Raw genomic sequence first — 19141 nt, forward strand, 5'->3', positions numbered from 1 at the left:
AGCACCCGACAGGTGCTTTTTCCGCGTTCAAGTTTTACTAAAACTTAACCGTAAATATTGGCGCGATCGCGCAGTTCTTTACCTGGTTTAAAGTGAGGAACGTATTTTCCTTCCAGCTCTACTTTATCGCCAGTCTTCGGATTACGTCCGGTACGCGGTGCGCGGTAGTGCAAAGAGAAACTGCCGAAACCGCGGATTTCAATACGCTCGCCCTGCGCAAGAGTCGAGGCCATATGCTCCAGCATCTCTTTTACTGCATCTTCAACCGTCTTGGCGGGAATGTGCGATTGCTGGGTGGCAAGTCTTTCTATCAATTCTGACTTGGTCATGATTCCTCCGGTTCCTTAAAGGCAAATTTAACGGCTGCTGTTGCTGCATTGATTAAGGGCGGCCGTAGCCGCCCTTAGTGCTTGATTACAGGACGAAACCTGCAATCTGTCAAGTAAACTCAGCAAACTTCGGAATAAAAATCCCGAAGAGTCAGAGAATTACTCGCCTTTAGCTGCTTTGAAAGCTTCAGCCATTGCGTTGTTGGAGAAGTTTGCATCTTCCTGTTTGTTAACAGTTGCGATTGCATCTTTCTCGTCAGCTTCGTCTTTCGCACGAACAGACAGGCTGATTGCGCGGTTTTTACGATCAACGCCAGTGAATTTAGCTTCAACTTCGTCGCCAACGCTCAGAACCAGGGTAGCGTCTTCAACGCGGTCACGGGATGCTTCAGAAGCACGCAGGTAACCTTCAACGCCGTCAGCCAGTTCTACGGTTGCGCCTTTAGCGTCAACTGCAGTTACTTTACCGGTTACGATAGCGCCTTTCTTGTTCAGAGCAACCCAGTTGTTGAACGGATCTTCTGCGAGCTGTTTAACGCCCAGGGAGATACGTTCACGTTCTGCGTCAACCTGCAGAACAACTGCAGCGATTTCGTCGCCTTTTTTGTATTCACGAACTGCTTCTTCGCCTGCAACGTTCCAGGAGATGTCAGACAGGTGAACCAGGCCGTCGATGCCGCCGTCCAGGCCGATGAAGATACCAAAGTCAGTGATAGACTTGATTTTACCTTCAACACGGTCGCCCTTGTTGTGGGTTTCCGCGAACTGCTGCCACGGGTTAGCTTTGCACTGTTTCAGACCCAGGGAGATACGACGACGTTCTTCGTCGATATCCAGAACCATAACTTCCACTACATCGCCAACGTTAACAACTTTGGACGGGTGGATGTTTTTGTTGGTCCAATCCATTTCGGAAACGTGTACCAGGCCTTCAACGCCTTCTTCGATTTCAACGAAGCAGCCGTAGTCGGTCAGGTTGGTCACGCGACCAGTCAGTTTGGTACCTTCCGGATAACGTTTAGCGATAGCTACCCACGGATCTTCGCCCAGCTGTTTCAGGCCCAGGGATACACGGGTACGTTCGCGGTCGAACTTCAGCACTTTAACAGTGATTTCGTCGCCCACGTTGACGATTTCGCTCGGATGCTTAACGCGTTTCCAAGCCATGTCAGTGATGTGCAGCAGGCCGTCAACGCCGCCCAGATCAACGAATGCACCGTAGTCAGTGAGGTTCTTAACGATACCTTTAACTTCCATGCCTTCCTGCAGGTTTTCCAGCAGCTGATCGCGCTCTGCGCTGTTTTCGGATTCGATAACGGCACGACGAGAAACAACAACGTTGTTGCGCTTCTGATCCAGCTTGATTACTTTGAATTCAAGCTCTTTGCCTTCCAGGTGCAGAGTGTCACGCACCGGACGAACGTCTACCAGAGAACCTGGCAGGAACGCACGAATACCGTTCAGCTCAACAGTGAAGCCGCCCTTAACTTTGCCGTTGATAACACCGGTAACAGTTTCAGCATCTTCGTAAGCTTTTTCCAGCGTGATCCAGGCTTCGTGACGTTTAGCTTTCTCACGGGACAGCAGAGTTTCACCGAAGCCGTCTTCTACTGCGTCCAGAGCAACGTCAACTTCGTCACCTACCTGGATTTCCAGTTCGCCCTGGGCGTTTTTGAACTGCTCAGCCGGGATGGCAGACTCAGATTTCAGACCAGCGTCAACCAGTACTACATCTTTGTCGATAGCAACAACAACGCCACGAACGATAGAACCCGGGCGGGTTTCGATTTCTTTTAAGGACTCTTCAAAGAGTTGAGCAAAAGATTCAGTCATGTTTAATCTTCAGGTTTATATTTAACGTCCACCTGGCTCCGTGCCGGATGGGGTTGTTTAACATACCCGCTGTCATTCCATTGCAACGGGGGTACTGCAAATTCGGTCGCTTATGCGAGAGCCAATTTTTGGCGCGCGTAGTGTAACGCTTTTTCAATCACTTGCTCAATGCTTAAGGTGGTGGAATCCAAAACTAAAGCATCGGCTGCCGGAACCAAGGGCGCTACCGCGCGATTACGATCGCGGTCGTCGCGTTCTTTGATCTCGGCCAAAAGGCGCTCAAAGTTAACACTAAAGCCCTTCTCCTGCAACTGTAGCATGCGGCGATGCGCACGTTCTTCCGAGGAGGCGTCAAGGAAAATTTTTACTGGCGCATCAGGGAATACCACTGTCCCCATATCGCGACCATCGGCGATCAAACCGGGCAACTCCCGGAATGCGCGTTGGCGACGCAATAATGCTTCACGAACGCGTGGGAATGCAGCGACTTGTGAAGCAGCATTCGCCACTTCCTGAGTACGAATTTCGCCGCTGACATCTTCCCCTTCGAGGATCACTTCCAGATTGCCATTGGTCGACACAAAACGTACATCCAGATGGGATGCCAGCGGCACCAGCGCATCTTCCGACGCAACATCAACATGGTGATGTAATGCCGCCAGTGCCAGTACGCGATAAATTGCACCCGAGTCCAGCAGATGCCATTGCAACGCTTCCGCCATAGCCTTACACAAGGTGCCTTTCCCTGCACCGCTTGGGCCATCAATGGTAATAACCGGGGCAATTGCCGTCATCTTTATCTCCTTAAAACAGGCGTACCGTTAACATAACCGCGCGCATTATACGCGTCGGCGCCACAAATCGTTAACGTTGTGTGCAAAAACCAGTTTTGTCTGTATTCAGATGGGGATTTATTGCGCAATTATAGCGGGCTGGCGAAAGACCAGCCCGAAAGATGACAATGATTTACTTACCGGAGGCAATACGATCGCGGATGTGCTGTGCACGCTCTGCTGATGGTGGATGAGAGTCAAACATAGACTGAGTACGACCGCCATCCAGGCTGGCCAGTTTTTCAAAGCTACCGACCAGTCCCTGGGTGTTAATGCCACGTTTCTTCAGCAGATCAAAGGAGAAATCATCTGCTTCAGACTCTTTATCGCGGGAGTACTTAGCATTGATAGCGCCTTCTGCGATATCGCCCAGTTGCGAGCGAGAAAGCTGGGAAGCAACACCGCTGGTGGCGGAAATTGCATCACGTGCGGCAACGATCGCATAAGAGGCTTTCATTTCAGCCAGTGAGTGACCCAATGCAACGTGTCCCAGTTCATGACCCAGAACGCCTTCAATTTCGTTGTCGTTCATCATGTCCATCAGGCCACTGTAGACACGGACACAGCCGTTTGCCATCGCCCATGCGTTAACGTCGCTGGTCATATAAACCTTATAGTTGACCGGCGTACCGTTAATGTTGTTACCCAATGCTTTGGCGATTTTTGCCAGACGTTTACCGTACTTGCTGGATTTGCTTGCAACTTGATTGCCGCTGTCCATTTCGGTACAGCCCTGATTGGCAATGGCTTTTGCATCGGCGTCGCTTAACGTTGCAGCTTTATAGGCATTTAAACCGGAGCTGATAGCCATATTGGTATCAATACCGTGCGTATTTTGACACCCTGTCAGTAGTGCTGCAGAAGTCGCAATCGCCAGCAGTAATTTAGTATTCTTCATGTGAATCATCCGTTGATTAATCATATATAAATATTATGTATCAATAACTTACATTGATAATCGACGTTACCACTGTTCAAAATGACTCACAAGGTCCGAAAAAAAACGCCGGCAATGTGCCGACGCTTTTAGAAAGAAATATTTGTCTATTTATCGCCCGTTATTCAAGCTGGTTGGCTTATCCGCGCCAGTTGTTCGAAGTAATCCGGGAAGGTTTTAGCCGTACATTTGGGGTCAAGAATCGTCACTGGCGTATCTGACAATGCCACCAGCGAGAAACACATCGCCATCCGGTGATCATTGTATGTCGCGATCTCGGCAAAGTTCAGTTTTTCCGGTGGAGTTATGCGAATGAAATCGTGCCCCTCTTCAACTTCCGCACCGACTTTACGTAGCTCTGTTGCCATCGCGAACAGGCGATCCGTTTCTTTTACGCGCCAGTTATAAATATTGCGCAGCGTGGTTGTGCCTTTTGCAAATAACGCCGTCGTGGCAATGGTCATCGCCGCATCGGGAATATGGTTCATATCCATATCGATGGCGTTCAGTTCGCCACGCGTGCAGGCAATATAATCATCGCCCCAGCTAATGGTCGCCCCCATTTTTTCCAGTACATCAGCAAATCGAATATCGCCCTGCATACTGTTGCGTCCAATGCCGGTCACTTTTACCGTGCCGCCTTTGATTGCTGCTGCTGCCAGGAAGTAAGAAGCTGAAGATGCATCTCCTTCGACCAAATAAGTACCCGGAGACTGATAAGACTGCCCCCCTTTTACGACAAATTGTTGATAGTGCTGATTTTCAATCTCAACACCAAACGTTTTCATCAGGTTGAGCGTGATATCGATATAAGGTTTAGAAACCAGATCACCTTTAATACGAATAACTGTATCTTTCGGCGCAAGAGGCGCAGTCATTAACAGTGCGGTGAGGAACTGGCTGGAAACGGAGCCATCAACGTCAACGTTGCCGCCAGTAAAACCGCCCTGTAAACGCAACGGTGGATAATTATCTTGTTCCAGGTAAGTGATTTTCGCTCCGCCCTGGCGCAACGCATCCACCAGGTGACCAATCGGGCGTTCTTTCATACGCGGCTCACCAGTCAGGACAATATCATTGTTTCCCAGACAAAGTGCCGCCGCCAGCGGACGCATAGCCGTTCCGGCGTTTCCAAGAAACAACTCCAGGGCACTTTCTGCGTGTAATGGACCGCCGTTACCGATGATTTCGCAACGCGTACGATCGGCTGAAAGCGTGTAACTTACCCCTAACGCCGTTAATGCATTCAGCATATGGCGCACGTCATCGCTATCAAGCAGATTAGTTAATACTGTTTTGCCGTGTGCTAATGCCGCCAGCAATAAAGCGCGGTTAGAAACGCTCTTGGAACCGGGCAGATTAATAGTGCCATCGACACGGGCGATGGGGTGCAACGTCAGGGATTCCATGAACTCAACTCTCTACAACAGAAATAAAAACCCCACAGTCTGGCTGTGGGGATTACGCAAAATGTCGGCATTAGCCGTGACGACGTTCGAACTCAACCATGAAGTCTGTCAGTGCTTTAACGCCTTCCAGCGGCATGGCGTTATAAATAGAAGCACGCATTCCGCCGACCACACGGTGACCTTTCAGCGCATGTAAGCCCGCAGCGAAAGACTCTTCGAGGAACAATTTATCAAGCGCGCTATCCGCCAACTGGAACGGCACGTTCATCCGCGAACGGTTAGCTTTCGCCACATCATTGCGGTAGAAATCGCTGTTATCAATCACCCCATACAGCAGTTCTGCTTTTTGCTGATTGATCTTATCCATTGCAACCACACCGCCGTTCGCTTTCAGCCATTTGAAGACCAGACCAGACAGATACCAGGCAAACGTTGGCGGCGTGTTAAACATGGAGTCGTTATCGTTGAGGATGGAATAATCCAGAATCGACGGACAAGCGATATTCGCTTTGCCCAGCAAATCTTCACGAACGATGACGATTGTCAGGCCAGCCGGGCCGATATTTTTCTGCGCACCAGCGTAAATTACGCCATAACGGCTGACATCAATCGGACGGGAAAGAATGGTTGAAGAGAAGTCGGCTGCGACCACCACATCTTTGCCGAAGTCTGGCGTTTCGTCGATGGCGATACCATCAATGGTTTCATTCGGGCAGTAATGCATATAAGCAGCATTATCAGAGAGCTGCCATTCACGCATTGGCTTAACCGCGCGCAGACCATCAACAGTCACTTTGGCGTCAAAGACATTAGGCGTGCAGTATTTTTTTGCTTCTTTAATGGCACTTGCCGCCCAGTAACCGGCATCAACATAATCTGCGGTGGTTTTATCACCAAGAATATTCAGCGGTACAGCAGCAAACTGACCGCGACCGCCGCCGTGGCAGAACAATACTTTGTAGTTGGAGGGGATATTAAGAAGATCACGAAAATCCTTCTCGGCTTCCTCTGCAACCTGAATGAACTCTTTGCCACGGTGACTCACTTCCATCACCGACGTACCAAGACCGTTCCAGTCGCGCAGTTCCTGTTGAGCCTGTTTAAGCACCTCTGCCGGCAGCATTGCCGGACCAGAACTAAAATTGAAGATTTGAGCCATTTCCCCTCACCACGTTGCGTTGCTATTAACCCGCGGTCAATCGATTGCGACCACAGGTAATACATTATTCCTGTGGCTATCGGTTTTATCATTCAGTGACACACATCGCAATGAGTAAAACCGTTGAGGGCAAAAATGTGGCTTGCATCACACAAAAGAATCTCTCGGATTATTAGCCAAAAGCCGATGTTTTTACTGTCAGGTAACCCGTTTTGCCCGACTTGCCTTCGTCCATTCTGGATTTGCACAGCGCGGACATAATTGTTTTTCCCCCGCGTTCATATGAATGATTTCACTGCAACGGATGCATGCATAGTCCGCCGACTCCGGCACCACTTTGTAACGCTGAGTACAGTCACTGGGTAAAATAAGTAAGCCTGGTTTTACTTTGTCATTTTCAAAGAAATAGACGCTAATTTGGCCATTGGTTTCGAGAATAGCCAGACGCACCTGCCCCAGTTGTTCCACGCCACGCAACCGTAGTTCCATAAAGAACTCAAATTCCGTCATGTTGGAGTTATTGAGTTTCGACCAGGCCAGCTCGCCATCTTCAATAATGACAACCGGTTTACCTTCCAGCAAATCTTCCAGTTTTTCACTGTGCGCCATCAACCACATTACCAGGCGGTATAACAACGCCAGAGTAATAAAGACGATAAGCACCGGGACCATCGGCACATCTTCATAAAACGCCACATCCCCTGCCGCCGACCCCAGAGTCAGAATGATTAATACTTCAAATAGCGACATTTGCCGCACGCCGCGTCTCCCTGTCATTTTGAGGAACAAAAAGACCAACACAAAGGTATAGAGACTGCGTAGTGCAACTTCGCCAAGGAAATCAAAAGGCACTTTATCGAATGCCATACGGTGGAGATCGAACGCCTTCATTTTTATGCTCTTATCGTAGTTTATCCGCTAAAAGCATAGCTAACAGTTCATCAGCGTGGCGGCGGTGATAGCACCTTTGAGATAAAACCCGTATTATTGCGCGCTTTCCGTACGACTAAAGTGATTTTCATGACGCAAACATTTATCCCCGGCAAAGATGCCGCACTGGAAGATTCCATCGCTCGCTTCCAGCAAAAACTCTCCGACCTCGGTTTTCAGATTGAAGAGGCCTCCTGGCTGAATCCGGTACCTAACGTCTGGTCCGTGCACATTCGCGACAAAGAGTGCGCCCTGTGTTTTACCAACGGCAAAGGCGCAACCAAAAAAGCGGCGCTGGCTTCTGCCCTCGGTGAATATTTCGAGCGTCTGTCTACCAACTACTTTTTTGCGGACTTCTGGCTGGGCGAAACCATCGCCAACGGTCCGTTCGTGCATTATCCCAACGAAAAATGGTTCCCACTGACCGAAAATGACGATGTGCCAGAAGGGCTGCTCGATGACCGTCTGCGCGCGTTTTACGATCCGGAAAATGAACTGACCGGCAGTATGCTGATTGACCTGCAATCCGGTAACGAAGATCGTGGTATTTGCGGCCTGCCGTTTACGCGTCAGTCCGACAATCAGACCGTTTATATTCCGATGAATATCATTGGTAACCTGTACGTCTCTAACGGTATGTCCGCAGGTAATACCCGCAACGAAGCACGCGTTCAGGGGTTGTCCGAAGTTTTCGAACGCTACGTGAAAAACCGCATTATTGCTGAAAGCATCAGCCTGCCAGAGATCCCAGCAGACGTGCTGGCGCGTTATCCAGCAGTAGTTGAAGCGATCGAAACGCTGGAAGCGGAAGGTTTCCCGATCTTCGCATATGATGGTTCCCTTGGCGGCCAGTATCCGGTGATTTGCGTGGTACTGTTTAATCCTGCTAACGGCACCTGCTTTGCCTCATTCGGTGCGCATCCTGATTTTGGCGTTGCACTGGAACGTACCGTGACCGAGCTGCTGCAAGGTCGCGGTCTGAAAGACCTGGATGTATTTACTCCGCCAACCTTCGATGATGAAGAAGTCGCTGAACATACTAACCTCGAAACGCACTTTATCGACTCCAGCGGTTTGATCTCCTGGGACCTGTTCAAGCAGGATGCCGATTATCCGTTTGTGGACTGGAGCTTCTCCGGCACCACTGAAGAAGAGTTCGCCACGCTGATGGCTATCTTCAAAAAGGAAGATAAAGAAGTTTATATTGCCGATTACGAGCATCTGGGGGTCTACGCTTGCCGAATTATCGTGCCTGGCATGTCCGATATTTATCCGGCTGAAGATTTATGGCTGGCAAATAACGGTATGGGCAGCCATTTACGGGAAACAATTCTGTCACTGCCCGGTAGTGAGTGGGAAAAAGAAGATTATCTGAACCTCATTGAGCAACTGGATGAAGAAGGTTTTGATGACTTTACCCGCGTGCGTGAGCTGCTGGGTCTGGCGACCGGGCCAGATAATGGCTGGTATACCCTGCGTATCGGTGAGCTGAAAGCCATGCTGGCGCTGGCTGGCGGCGATATGGAACAGGCTCTGGTCTGGACCGAATGGACGATGGAATTTAATTCATCGGTGTTCAGCCCTGAACGCGCCAACTATTATCGCTGCCTGCAAACTTTATTGCTGCTTGCTCAGGAAGAAGATCGTCAACCGCTGCAATATCTGAATGCATTTATTCGTATGTACGGTGCAGATGCGGTTGAGGCAGCCAGCGCGGCAATGAGTGGCGAAGCCGCGTTTTATGGCCTGCAACCAGTAGATAGCGATCTGCACGCGTTTGCTGCACATCAGTCGTTGTTGAAGGCCTACGAAAAGCTGCAGCGCGCCAAAGCAGCATTCTGGGCAAAATAAAATCAAATAGCCTACGCAATGTAGGCTTAATGATTCGTCTGAGTTATATTACGGGGCGTTTTTTAATGCCCCGCTTTACATATATTTGCATTAATAAAATAATTGTAATTATAAGGTTAAATATCGGTAATTTGTATTTAATAAATACGATCGATATTGTTACTTTATTCGCCTGGTGCTCCCTTTTAATTAACTGTTTTAGCGGAGGATGCGGAAAAAATTCAACTCATTTGTTAATTTTTAAAATTTATTTTTATTTGGATAATCAAATAGTTACTCCGTATTTGCATAAAAACCATGCGAGTTACGGGCCTATAAGCCAGGCGAGATATGATCTATATCAATTTCTCATCTATAATGCTTTGTTAGTATCTCGTCGCCGACTTAATAAAGAGAGAGTTAGTGTGAAAGCTGACAACCCTTTTGATCTTTTACTTCCTGCTGCAATGGCCAAAGTGGCCGAAGAGGCAGGTGTCTATAAAGCAACGAAACATCCGCTTAAGACTTTCTATCTGGCGATTACCGCCGGTGTTTTCATCTCAATCGCATTCGTCTTCTATATCACAGCAACCACTGGCACAGGCACAATGCCCTTCGGCATGGCAAAACTGGTTGGCGGCATTTGCTTCTCTCTGGGGCTGATTCTTTGTGTTGTCTGCGGAGCCGATCTCTTTACTTCCACAGTGTTGATTGTTGTTGCCAAGGCGAGTGGGCGCATCACCTGGGGTCAGTTGGCGAAAAACTGGCTAAATGTCTATTTTGGCAACCTGGTCGGCGCACTGCTGTTTGTACTTTTAATGTGGCTTTCTGGCGAATATATGACCGCGAATGGTCAATGGGGACTAAACGTCCTACAAACCGCCGACCACAAAGTGCACCATACTTTTATTGAGGCCGTCTGTCTTGGTATCCTGGCAAACCTGATGGTATGTCTGGCAGTATGGATGAGTTATTCTGGCCGCAGCCTGATGGACAAAGCGTTTATCATGGTGCTGCCGGTCGCGATGTTTGTTGCCAGCGGTTTTGAGCACAGTATCGCAAACATGTTTATGATCCCGATGGGTATTGTAATCCGCGACTTCGCATCTCCGGAATTCTGGACCGCTGTCGGTTCTGCACCGGAAAATTTTTCTCACCTGACCGTGATGAACTTCATCACTGATAACCTGATTCCGGTTACGATCGGTAATATTATCGGCGGTGGTTTGTTGGTTGGGTTGACATACTGGGTCATTTACCTGCGTGAAAACGATCACCATTAATGGTTGTCGAAGTACGTAGTAAATAAAAAATCCACTTAAGAAGGTAGGTGTTACATGTCCGAGCTTAATGAAAAGTTAGCCACAGCCTGGGAAGGTTTTACCAAAGGTGACTGGCAGAATGAAGTAAACGTCCGTGACTTCATTCAGAAAAACTACACTCCGTACGAGGGTGACGAGTCCTTCCTGGCTGGCGCTACTGAAGCGACCACCACCCTGTGGGACAAAGTAATGGAAGGCGTTAAACTGGAAAACCGCACTCACGCGCCAGTTGACTTTGACACCGCTGTTGCTTCCACCATCACCTCTCACGACGCTGGCTACATCAACAAGCAGCTTGAGAAAATCGTTGGTCTGCAGACTGAAGCTCCGCTGAAACGTGCTCTTATCCCGTTCGGTGGTATCAAAATGATCGAAGGTTCCTGCAAAGCGTACAACCGCGAACTGGATCCGATGATCAAAAAAATCTTCACTGAATACCGTAAAACTCACAACCAGGGCGTGTTCGACGTTTACACTCCGGACATCCTGCGTTGCCGTAAATCTGGTGTTCTGACCGGTCTGCCAGATGCATATGGCCGTGGTCGTATCATCGGTGACTACCGTCGCGTTGCGCTGTACGGTATCGACTACCTGATGAAAGACAAACTGGCACAGTTCACCTCTCTGCAGGCTGATCTGGAAAACGGCGTAAACCTGGAACAGACTATCCGTCTGCGCGAAGAAATCGCTGAACAGCACCGCGCTCTGGGTCAGATGAAAGAAATGGCTGCGAAATACGGCTACGACATTTCTGGTCCGGCTACCAACGCTCAGGAAGCTATCCAGTGGACTTACTTCGGCTACCTGGCTGCTGTTAAGTCTCAGAACGGTGCTGCAATGTCCTTCGGTCGTACCTCCACCTTCCTGGATGTGTACATCGAACGTGACCTGAAAGCTGGCAAGATCACCGAACAAGAAGCGCAGGAAATGGTTGACCACCTGGTCATGAAACTGCGTATGGTTCGCTTCCTGCGTACTCCGGAGTACGATGAACTGTTCTCTGGCGACCCGATCTGGGCAACCGAATCTATCGGTGGTATGGGCCTCGACGGTCGTACCCTGGTTACCAAAAACAGCTTCCGTTTCCTGAACACCCTGTACACCATGGGTCCGTCTCCGGAACCGAACATGACCATTCTGTGGTCTGAAAAACTGCCGCTGAACTTCAAGAAATTCGCCGCTAAAGTGTCCATCGACACCTCTTCTCTGCAGTACGAGAACGATGATCTGATGCGTCCGGACTTCAACAACGATGACTACGCTATCGCTTGCTGCGTAAGCCCGATGATCGTTGGTAAACAAATGCAGTTCTTCGGTGCGCGTGCAAACCTGGCGAAAACCATGCTGTACGCAATCAACGGCGGCGTTGACGAAAAACTGAAAATGCAGGTTGGTCCGAAGTCTGAACCGATCAAAGGCGACCTCCTGAACTACGATGAAGTGATGGAGCGCATGGATCACTTCATGGACTGGCTGGCTAAACAGTACATCACTGCACTGAACATCATCCACTACATGCACGACAAGTACAGCTACGAAGCCTCTCTGATGGCGCTGCACGACCGTGACGTTATCCGCACCATGGCGTGTGGTATCGCTGGTCTGTCCGTTGCTGCTGACTCCCTGTCTGCAATCAAATATGCGAAAGTTAAACCGATTCGTGACGAAGACGGTCTGGCTATCGACTTCGAAATCGAAGGCGAATACCCGCAGTTTGGTAACAACGATCCGCGTGTAGATGACCTGGCTGTTGACCTGGTAGAACGTTTCATGAAGAAAATTCAGAAACTGCACACCTACCGTGACGCTATCCCGACTCAGTCTGTTCTGACCATCACTTCTAACGTTGTGTATGGTAAGAAAACCGGTAACACCCCAGACGGTCGTCGTGCTGGCGCGCCGTTCGGACCGGGTGCTAACCCGATGCACGGCCGTGACCAGAAAGGTGCTGTAGCTTCCCTGACTTCCGTTGCTAAACTGCCGTTCGCTTACGCTAAAGATGGTATCTCTTACACCTTCTCTATCGTTCCGAACGCACTGGGTAAAGACGACGAAGTTCGTAAGACCAACCTGGCTGGTCTGATGGATGGTTACTTCCACCACGAAGCGTCCATCGAAGGTGGTCAGCACCTGAACGTTAACGTGATGAACCGTGAAATGCTGCTCGACGCGATGGAAAACCCGGAAAAATATCCGCAGCTGACCATCCGTGTATCTGGCTACGCAGTACGTTTCAACTCGCTGACTAAAGAGCAGCAGCAGGACGTTATTACTCGTACCTTCACTCAATCTATGTAATTAGATTTGACTGAAATCGTACAGTAAAAAGCGTACAATAAAGGCTCCACGAAAGTGGGGCCTTTTTTAGCAAGAGAGCCTTTTTTGTCAGCTATCTATACTTTAAGGTAACTGCCAAAACAGACTCGACGTAGCCTTCGAGCTGCGCACCAACACGGCCTCAGATGGGCCACATCTGGAGAAACACCGCAATGTCAGTTATTGGTCGCATTCACTCCTTTGAATCCTGTGGAACCGTAGACGGCCCGGGTATTCGCTTTATCACCTTTTTCCAGGGCTGCCTGATGCGCTGCCTGTATTGCCATAACCGCGACACCTGGGACACGCATGGCGGCAAAGAAGTTACCGTTGAAGATTTAATGAAAGAGGTGGTGACCTATCGCCACTTTATGAATGCTTCAGGCGGTGGCGTTACCGCATCCGGCGGTGAAGCAATCCTGCAAGCTGAATTTGTTCGTGACTGGTTCCGCGCCTGCAAAAAAGAAGGCATTCATACCTGCCTGGACACCAACGGTTTTGTTCGTCGTTACGATCCAGTGATTGATGAACTGCTGGAAGTGACCGATCTGGTAATGCTCGATCTCAAACAGATGAACGACGAGATCCACCAGAATCTGGTCGGCGTTTCCAATCATCGTACGCTGGAGTTCGCCAAATATCTGGCGAACAAAAATGTGAAAGTCTGGATCCGCTACGTTGTTGTCCCAGGCTGGTCTGACGATGACGATTCAGCGCATCGCCTCGGTGAATTTACCCGTGATATGGGCAACGTTGAGAAAATCGAGCTTCTCCCCTATCACGAGCTGGGCAAACACAAATGGGTGGCGATGGGTGAAGAGTACAAACTCGATGGTGTGAAACCACCGAAGAAAGAGACCATGGAACGCGTGAAAGGTATTCTTGAGCAATATGGTCATAAAGTAATGTTCTAATTTCCCCGTAAAGCGGCAACTTTATTGAGTTGCCGCTTTGTTATTCCGCGCTTCATTCTGCAGAACTAACCACAATGATTAGTTCGTATTCGCTTTACGAGCCAATAGCGGGAATATCAACCCCAACCCCACCAGCACAAATGGTGTAGCGATATTCAGCGCTAGTTGGAAGGTCCACTCTGCAGTGAAGGCTTCCATTTTCGGGAAGATTCCCGTCAAACAGGCAAAAGCAGTAAAGGCAAAACACCAAATCCCGACAGTCATCGCCAGAGACTTATTACGAATAAAGACATATTCCGGCTTATATTTCTGCGCCAGGCGAACTACTGCAATAAACGCCACGAACACCCACAAATAACGCAGTGGCATCACTACTGAGTTCAAATTGAGCAGCCATTTGTAGAGATTATTCATGTCACCAATACCCAGTGTTGGCAGCATAATCAGAATCGCCACCAGCACCAGGGTCAGTAGATAACCATTAACCGGTGTACCTGAATCATTGGTCCGGCACAATCTGGCAGGAATATATTTACTATCCGCGTCACCTAATAACACTTTCAGAGGAGCATCGATGGAGAACACCAGAGCAGCGACCTGTCCCAGGGTATTTGCAATGGCGTAAATCACCATTAGGGTATTCCCCATGTTGTAATACTCGCCCAGCTTCTGAAAAGCGTAATACTGACCGTTAGTCATTAAGTCATCAGGAATATTACGCGAGTCAAACATCATCCCCATTGCGAGAGAGCCCAGAATGGCACAAACCGCAACCATCACCGCCAGGCATAGCATCCCTTTTGGAAATTCTTTTCCTGGGTTGCGCGTCTGATTAACGTAGGGAGAAATCTTCTCTGCACCACCAACCGCGAAAACCAGCATTGAAATAGTGGTAATGTAGGTAAAATCGATATGGGGAATGAACGTTTCCCAGGTAATGTTCGTGGTCGCAATATACACTTCAGTAATCGCAGGCGCGGTTACTGCCATCGCCACATACAGGAGCGACATGATAAACATCGCAATCCCTGCCACAGAACCGACGATTTTCAGCGATTTCATACCACGTGAAGCGATCCACATAAAGAAGACAAACAGCACCAGCGTTAACCCCTGTAACGCTACGACTGAATATTCTTTGATTAACGAACCGTCACCTTTCATCGCCCAGCCGAGCGCAATCAGAATGGCCTGTGGTTTTTGTGCCAAATAGGGTATATGCACCACCCAATAGGTCCACGCGGCAAGATAAGCCAATCCGGGGCCCATTGTGTGCTTAATCCAGGTACTGACTCCGCCTTTCCCATCTTTAAAAGTCGACCCCAACTGACCGACAATCAATGCATATGGTGTAAAATAGAGCGCAAATATAAACAGCCATGAAAAAACAACGACCAACCCCTGGTTGGCATAATTATTAACAACATTGCCAAATCCCCAAACCGTAATAAAAGACATCAGTGCAATGTTGTACCAGCGCAACTGTTTTTCCTGAACGTTCCCAGCCATAGTTCGATCCTTCGCTATTTTTTTAATAGATATCTGTAAAACGAGGGATTATGCGCGGCTAATAAGAAGTACGAAAATAGCAGAATGAAAAATTATAACCTGCTGCACAATTTATTTTTCCATAAATGAAATTTGGTAAAAGCAAGTTGTATAGAGGAAACAAAAAAAACAGAGTGCGATACAGCATGTTCACACTCTGCACTAATTCATTTACACATGAGCGACAGGTTTTGGTGTATGTCCGGCGTTACGCAGCAGCATCAACAAGTAGATAAATGACACACTGGCAATCATAATAAATAACAGTTTATCGGAAAAATTCTGCATCAGTATGGCGGTAAAAGACGGACCAAGCAGACTACCGACTGTATAACTCAACAGTAAAGCCTGATTCATCGCCACTAGTTGATGATGTTCAACCTTCTCACAAGCCCAGGCCATCGCTACTGGATACAGCGTAAACCCCGCAGCACCGAGAATAAACAATGAAGGCGCCATCGCAGCCTGGCTTAACATTGCAATACTACCAAGAATGACAACAAAAACCTGAACGCGCAGTACCAGTAGACGACCAAATTTATCCGCCAGACGCCCAATAGGCCACTGCCCAAGGATTCCTGCGCTGACCAGTACAGCCATCCAGAAACCGATGCTAGCGTTATTGATCCCCTGATGGTTAAGATACAATGGCATCAGACCATACAGAGAGCCCAGGACAATCCCGGAGATAATGCAGCCATTGACCCCAAGCCGTGCCTGGCGGAGTTTAAGCATTGATGTAATCGGCGTAGCCGGATGTTTTTCCGTTTGCTGATTCAGAATACGAGTAAACAACAACGGTAAGATGCCTGCCAGTATCAAACCCGTTGCCCACGGTAACACGGCCATCAGCTCAGTCGACACTTTGCTGACCAGCAACTGGCCCAGAAACGTCCCCACGTAATAGACCATCATATAAGCGGCAAGTAGTCGTCCACGATTACGTGAGGTCCCGCTGCACATCAGCGCACTTTCGACCACAACCCAAATCATAGCGCAACCAACGCCTGCAACGAAACGCCAGGCAAGCCAGCTCCAGAAACCAATCATCAGGCCAAGCCCGGCACAGCCCGCCGCAAAAATAAACGAGGCCATGTAATAGCTACGATTAAATCCAAAACGTTTAATGACATACCCTGTCAGTAAAGTCCCCACCAGATTGCCGGTAAAATAGGACGAACTGACGACGCCGACCTGCCATGTGGGCAAGTGCTCCTGGGCGAGCCATAGCGGCACGAGTGTATTTAACACTGCGATCGCTAAGGTCAACAAAAGCAGGCCAGACAGCAAAAGCATGACAGGCCGGGTATACGTGGACATGGATAAAAACCGTGAGGAAGTTCAAATTTTATGCGCATCATGCCACCGCTAAAAACATTGTCAATGGGGTAAAATACCCCCATAACGCAGCGGCTGTATTATCGATTGATATTACTCATTCATAACACTAATAATAAAAAGACAATTAATCTCATCTACTTGTTTTTATTGATCTAACACAAACATCATGCGCTTCGTTCAGTCGAAAAATTTCATGGTCACAGCAAACTAAGATTTCCCGTCTATGCTTTCAAGGCAACGCATCGCGCCTGAACGCTTTCAGGCGTATCACTGACTCTCGAAAGGAGAAGAGAATGACCAAACCGTATGTTCGTCTCGATAAAAATGATGCTGCTGTTTTGTTAGTTGATCACCAGGCTGGTTTGCTTTCCCTTGTGCGGGATATTGACCCCGACAAATTCAAAAATAACGTGCTGGCGCTGGGTGACTTAGCAAAATATTTCAATCTCCCCACCATTCTCACCACCAGTTTTGAAACCGGCCCTAACGGCCCATTAGTCCCCGAGCTGAAAGCACAGTTTCCGGATGCGCCTTATATTGCGCGTCCTGGAAATATTAACGCCTGGGATAACGAAGATTTTGTCAAAGCAGTTAAAGCGACAGGTAAAAAACAACTGATTATTGCAGGGGTGGTAACCGAGGTTTGCGTAGCATTCCCGGCGCTTTCGGCTATTGAAGAAGGGTTTGATGTCTTTGTGGTAACCGACGCTTCTGGAACCTTTAACGAGATTACCCGGCATTCAGCGTGGGATCGTATGTCACAAGCTGGCGCTCAATTGATGACATGGTTCGGCGTGGCTTGTGAGCTGCACCGCGACTGGCGTAACGATATTGAGGGGCTGGCGACGTTGTTCTCTAACCACATTCCTGATTATCGTAATTTGATGACCAGTTATGACACGTTAACGAAACAGAAATAAGAGAGAACCGGGGCCGAAACCCCGGTTATTACACCTTAACTGGCAACGGCCATGCCAACGGTCATATGCAAACCGTAGAATACCCCGCGGCCGATTAATTCCCCTGCAAGAAGCAGGATGAATGATACGGAAAGCAGAGGCACCGCAGGCTGAAAGCCTTTCACCTGCGGTGCAATCCACAAGCACAGTGCCACGGCCAAAAGCACAATCCGCCAGGACATCAGCGCACCGTAGTCAGGCACCAGTGCGGCAGCCTGTTGCACTGAACTATGAATGGTCGCCAGTTCTGCGCCCTGCATTACTGACATCACGCCACTCACCACCAGTGCCAACACGGAAATTGCAGGCAGCAGACGCATCGCCCATCCATCGACGCCTGCCAGGCTCAGCAACAGGTAACCCAGCAACGGTCCGCCCATAAACATGGTCAGGAAGAAGCCCATCGGCGTCCAGATGCTGTACCAGGTCGGTACGGTATCGATGCTGTTATAGACACGCACCATCATCCAGACAAAGACCACGCCGAGAACCATCGTCACCACCAGCCAAAGCGTGCGTAATGCCGGTGACAATTTTTTCAGCATCGCCAACAACCAGCCGATTCCGCCTACGGCAAAAAAGATCGAACCGCTGGCGATTTCGTTACTCAGAGCTGAAGCCCCTACCCGGTTAAGCGAGTTAAAGGCGCGCATTGGTGAGCCAAGATGGAGCATAGAGGCGATAAACCCAATGCCCATCAGAACCCATAAGCCAAACATGCAGGCGATAACACGCTGCTGGGCTTCTGCTCGCAGATCGCCTTTGAGCAGTGCCAAAGCCAGAACGATAAAACCGCCCACCACACATTGCCCGAAGACCGTGAAGATCATCAGCGGCCATTCATGCCATCCACTTCCCATCTCACACCTCCTTCGGGTTTGCCAGATAGCCAGTGGTATCCCCGGTTGGGCGGCTATTGGCGTTAGGTTTAATCACAATATTCGGTTTGGTGAAGTGCGCACGCGGCAACGGCGCAACAGCCGCCAGATCGCCGTGTTTTTTACGCAGCTCGTCAATAGGTCCGAAATCCAGCGCCCGTAGCGGGCAAGATTCGACGCAGATCGGTTTTTTACCTTCTGCGACGCGGTCATAGCAACCATCACATTTGGTCATATGACCTTTGGTTGCGTTGTACTGCGGTGCGCCATACGGGCAGGCCATATGGCAGTAACGACAGCCAATACACACATCTTCATCGACAACGACAAAACCATCTTCACGTTTATGCATTGCACCGCTTGGGCAGACTTTGGTACAAGCCGGATCTTCGCAGTGGTTGCATGAAATCGACAAATAGTAGGCAAATACGTTTTGATGCCAGACGCCGTTATCTTCCTGCCAGTCTCCACCAGCATATTCATAAATGCGGCGGAAACTAACTTCCGGCGTCAGATCTTTGTAGTCTTTACAGGCCAGCTCGCAGGTTTTGCAACCGGTGCAACGGCTGGAATCAATAAAAAATCCATACTGGGTTGTCATCG

Annotated in this window: 16 protein-coding genes; 5 read left to right on the forward strand and 11 right to left on the reverse strand. The window is 49.1% G+C overall.

From position 1 onward, the window contains the following. Positions 1-44: 44 nt before the first annotated feature. The 7 genes from ihfB to FEK50_RS21500 form a co-directional block, all read right to left on the reverse strand. Entirely contained in the window at positions 45-329 is a 285-nt protein-coding gene (ihfB, locus tag FEK50_RS21465; protein WP_000167336.1) for an integration host factor subunit beta, read from the reverse strand. A 159-nt stretch (positions 330-488) separates the two neighbouring features. Further along, entirely contained in the window at positions 489-2162 is a 1674-nt protein-coding gene (gene rpsA / locus FEK50_RS21470) for a 30S ribosomal protein S1 (protein WP_000140327.1), read from the reverse strand. A 110-nt stretch (positions 2163-2272) separates the two neighbouring features. Then, positions 2273-2956 (reverse strand): (d)CMP kinase, encoded by a 684-nt coding sequence (gene cmk, locus FEK50_RS21475; protein ID WP_000125014.1) that lies wholly within the window; start codon positions 2954-2956, stop codon positions 2273-2275. 172 nt (positions 2957-3128) lie between these two features. Then, positions 3129-3893, reverse strand: coding sequence for a metallopeptidase YcaL (gene ycaL / locus FEK50_RS21480; RefSeq protein WP_130205325.1), 765 nt, complete (start codon positions 3891-3893; stop codon positions 3129-3131). Positions 3894-4057: 164 nt separating this feature from the next. Continuing rightward, positions 4058-5341 (reverse strand): 3-phosphoshikimate 1-carboxyvinyltransferase, encoded by a 1284-nt coding sequence (gene aroA, locus FEK50_RS21490; RefSeq protein ID WP_131162333.1) that lies wholly within the window; start codon positions 5339-5341, stop codon positions 4058-4060. Positions 5342-5411: 70 nt separating this feature from the next. Next, a complete protein-coding gene (serC, locus tag FEK50_RS21495) occupies positions 5412-6500 on the reverse strand; it encodes a 3-phosphoserine/phosphohydroxythreonine transaminase (RefSeq protein WP_022645462.1) in 1089 nt (362 codons plus the stop codon). Positions 6501-6698: 198 nt separating this feature from the next. Continuing rightward, on the reverse strand, positions 6699-7391 hold the full coding sequence (locus FEK50_RS21500) for a DUF421 domain-containing protein (RefSeq protein WP_131162334.1): 693 nt from the start codon (positions 7389-7391) through the stop codon (positions 6699-6701). 129 nt (positions 7392-7520) lie between these two features. Between FEK50_RS21500 and ycaO the strand changes: the two genes are divergently transcribed. The 4 genes from ycaO to pflA all read left to right on the forward strand — a co-directional run bounded on the left by ycaO (position 7521) and on the right by pflA (position 13812). Further along, positions 7521-9281 carry a 30S ribosomal protein S12 methylthiotransferase accessory factor YcaO gene (gene ycaO, locus FEK50_RS21505; protein WP_131162335.1) on the forward strand — a complete coding sequence of 587 codons (1761 nt, stop codon included), beginning with the start codon at positions 7521-7523 and terminating at the stop codon, positions 9279-9281. Positions 9282-9685: 404 nt separating this feature from the next. Then, positions 9686-10543: a formate transporter FocA gene (gene focA / locus FEK50_RS21510; protein WP_000642546.1), complete on the forward strand. Its 858-nt coding sequence runs from the start codon at positions 9686-9688 to the stop codon at positions 10541-10543. 54 nt (positions 10544-10597) lie between these two features. Beyond that, positions 10598-12880, forward strand: coding sequence for a formate C-acetyltransferase (pflB, locus tag FEK50_RS21515; protein ID WP_001292820.1), 2283 nt, complete (start codon positions 10598-10600; stop codon positions 12878-12880). Between the two features lie 191 nt (positions 12881-13071). Then, the gene (gene pflA / locus FEK50_RS21520; protein ID WP_000111043.1) at positions 13072-13812 is read left to right on the forward strand and encodes a pyruvate formate lyase 1-activating protein; all 741 of its coding nucleotides are present in this window, start codon (positions 13072-13074) and stop codon (positions 13810-13812) included. A gap of 78 nt (positions 13813-13890) precedes the next feature. Here pflA and FEK50_RS21525 read toward each other — a convergent pair whose 3' ends face one another. Together FEK50_RS21525 and FEK50_RS21530 are read right to left on the reverse strand one after the other, a co-directional pair. Further along, entirely contained in the window at positions 13891-15321 is a 1431-nt protein-coding gene (locus FEK50_RS21525) for an amino acid permease (RefSeq protein WP_131162336.1), read from the reverse strand. Positions 15322-15531: 210 nt separating this feature from the next. Then, the gene (locus tag FEK50_RS21530; protein ID WP_131162337.1) at positions 15532-16680 is read right to left on the reverse strand and encodes an MFS transporter; all 1149 of its coding nucleotides are present in this window, start codon (positions 16678-16680) and stop codon (positions 15532-15534) included. Between the two features lie 314 nt (positions 16681-16994). Between FEK50_RS21530 and ycaC the strand changes: the two genes are divergently transcribed. Next, positions 16995-17621: an isochorismate family cysteine hydrolase YcaC gene (gene ycaC / locus FEK50_RS21535; RefSeq protein ID WP_012133028.1), complete on the forward strand. Its 627-nt coding sequence runs from the start codon at positions 16995-16997 to the stop codon at positions 17619-17621. Between the two features lie 35 nt (positions 17622-17656). Here the strand turns inward: ycaC and dmsC are convergent, their stop codons facing one another. Then, positions 17657-18520 carry a dimethyl sulfoxide reductase anchor subunit DmsC gene (dmsC, locus tag FEK50_RS21540; RefSeq protein ID WP_130260771.1) on the reverse strand — a complete coding sequence of 288 codons (864 nt, stop codon included), beginning with the start codon at positions 18518-18520 and terminating at the stop codon, positions 17657-17659. A 1-nt stretch (position 18521) separates the two neighbouring features. Further along, complete coding sequence (gene dmsB, locus FEK50_RS21545; RefSeq protein ID WP_000213094.1) at positions 18522-19139, reverse strand: dimethylsulfoxide reductase iron-sulfur subunit DmsB; 618 nt, start codon at positions 19137-19139, stop codon at positions 18522-18524. Positions 19140-19141 lie beyond the last annotated feature (2 nt).

The sequence above is a fragment of the Escherichia sp. E2586 genome, assembly GCF_005781105.1.
Taxonomy (GTDB): Bacteria; Pseudomonadota; Gammaproteobacteria; order Enterobacterales; family Enterobacteriaceae; genus Escherichia.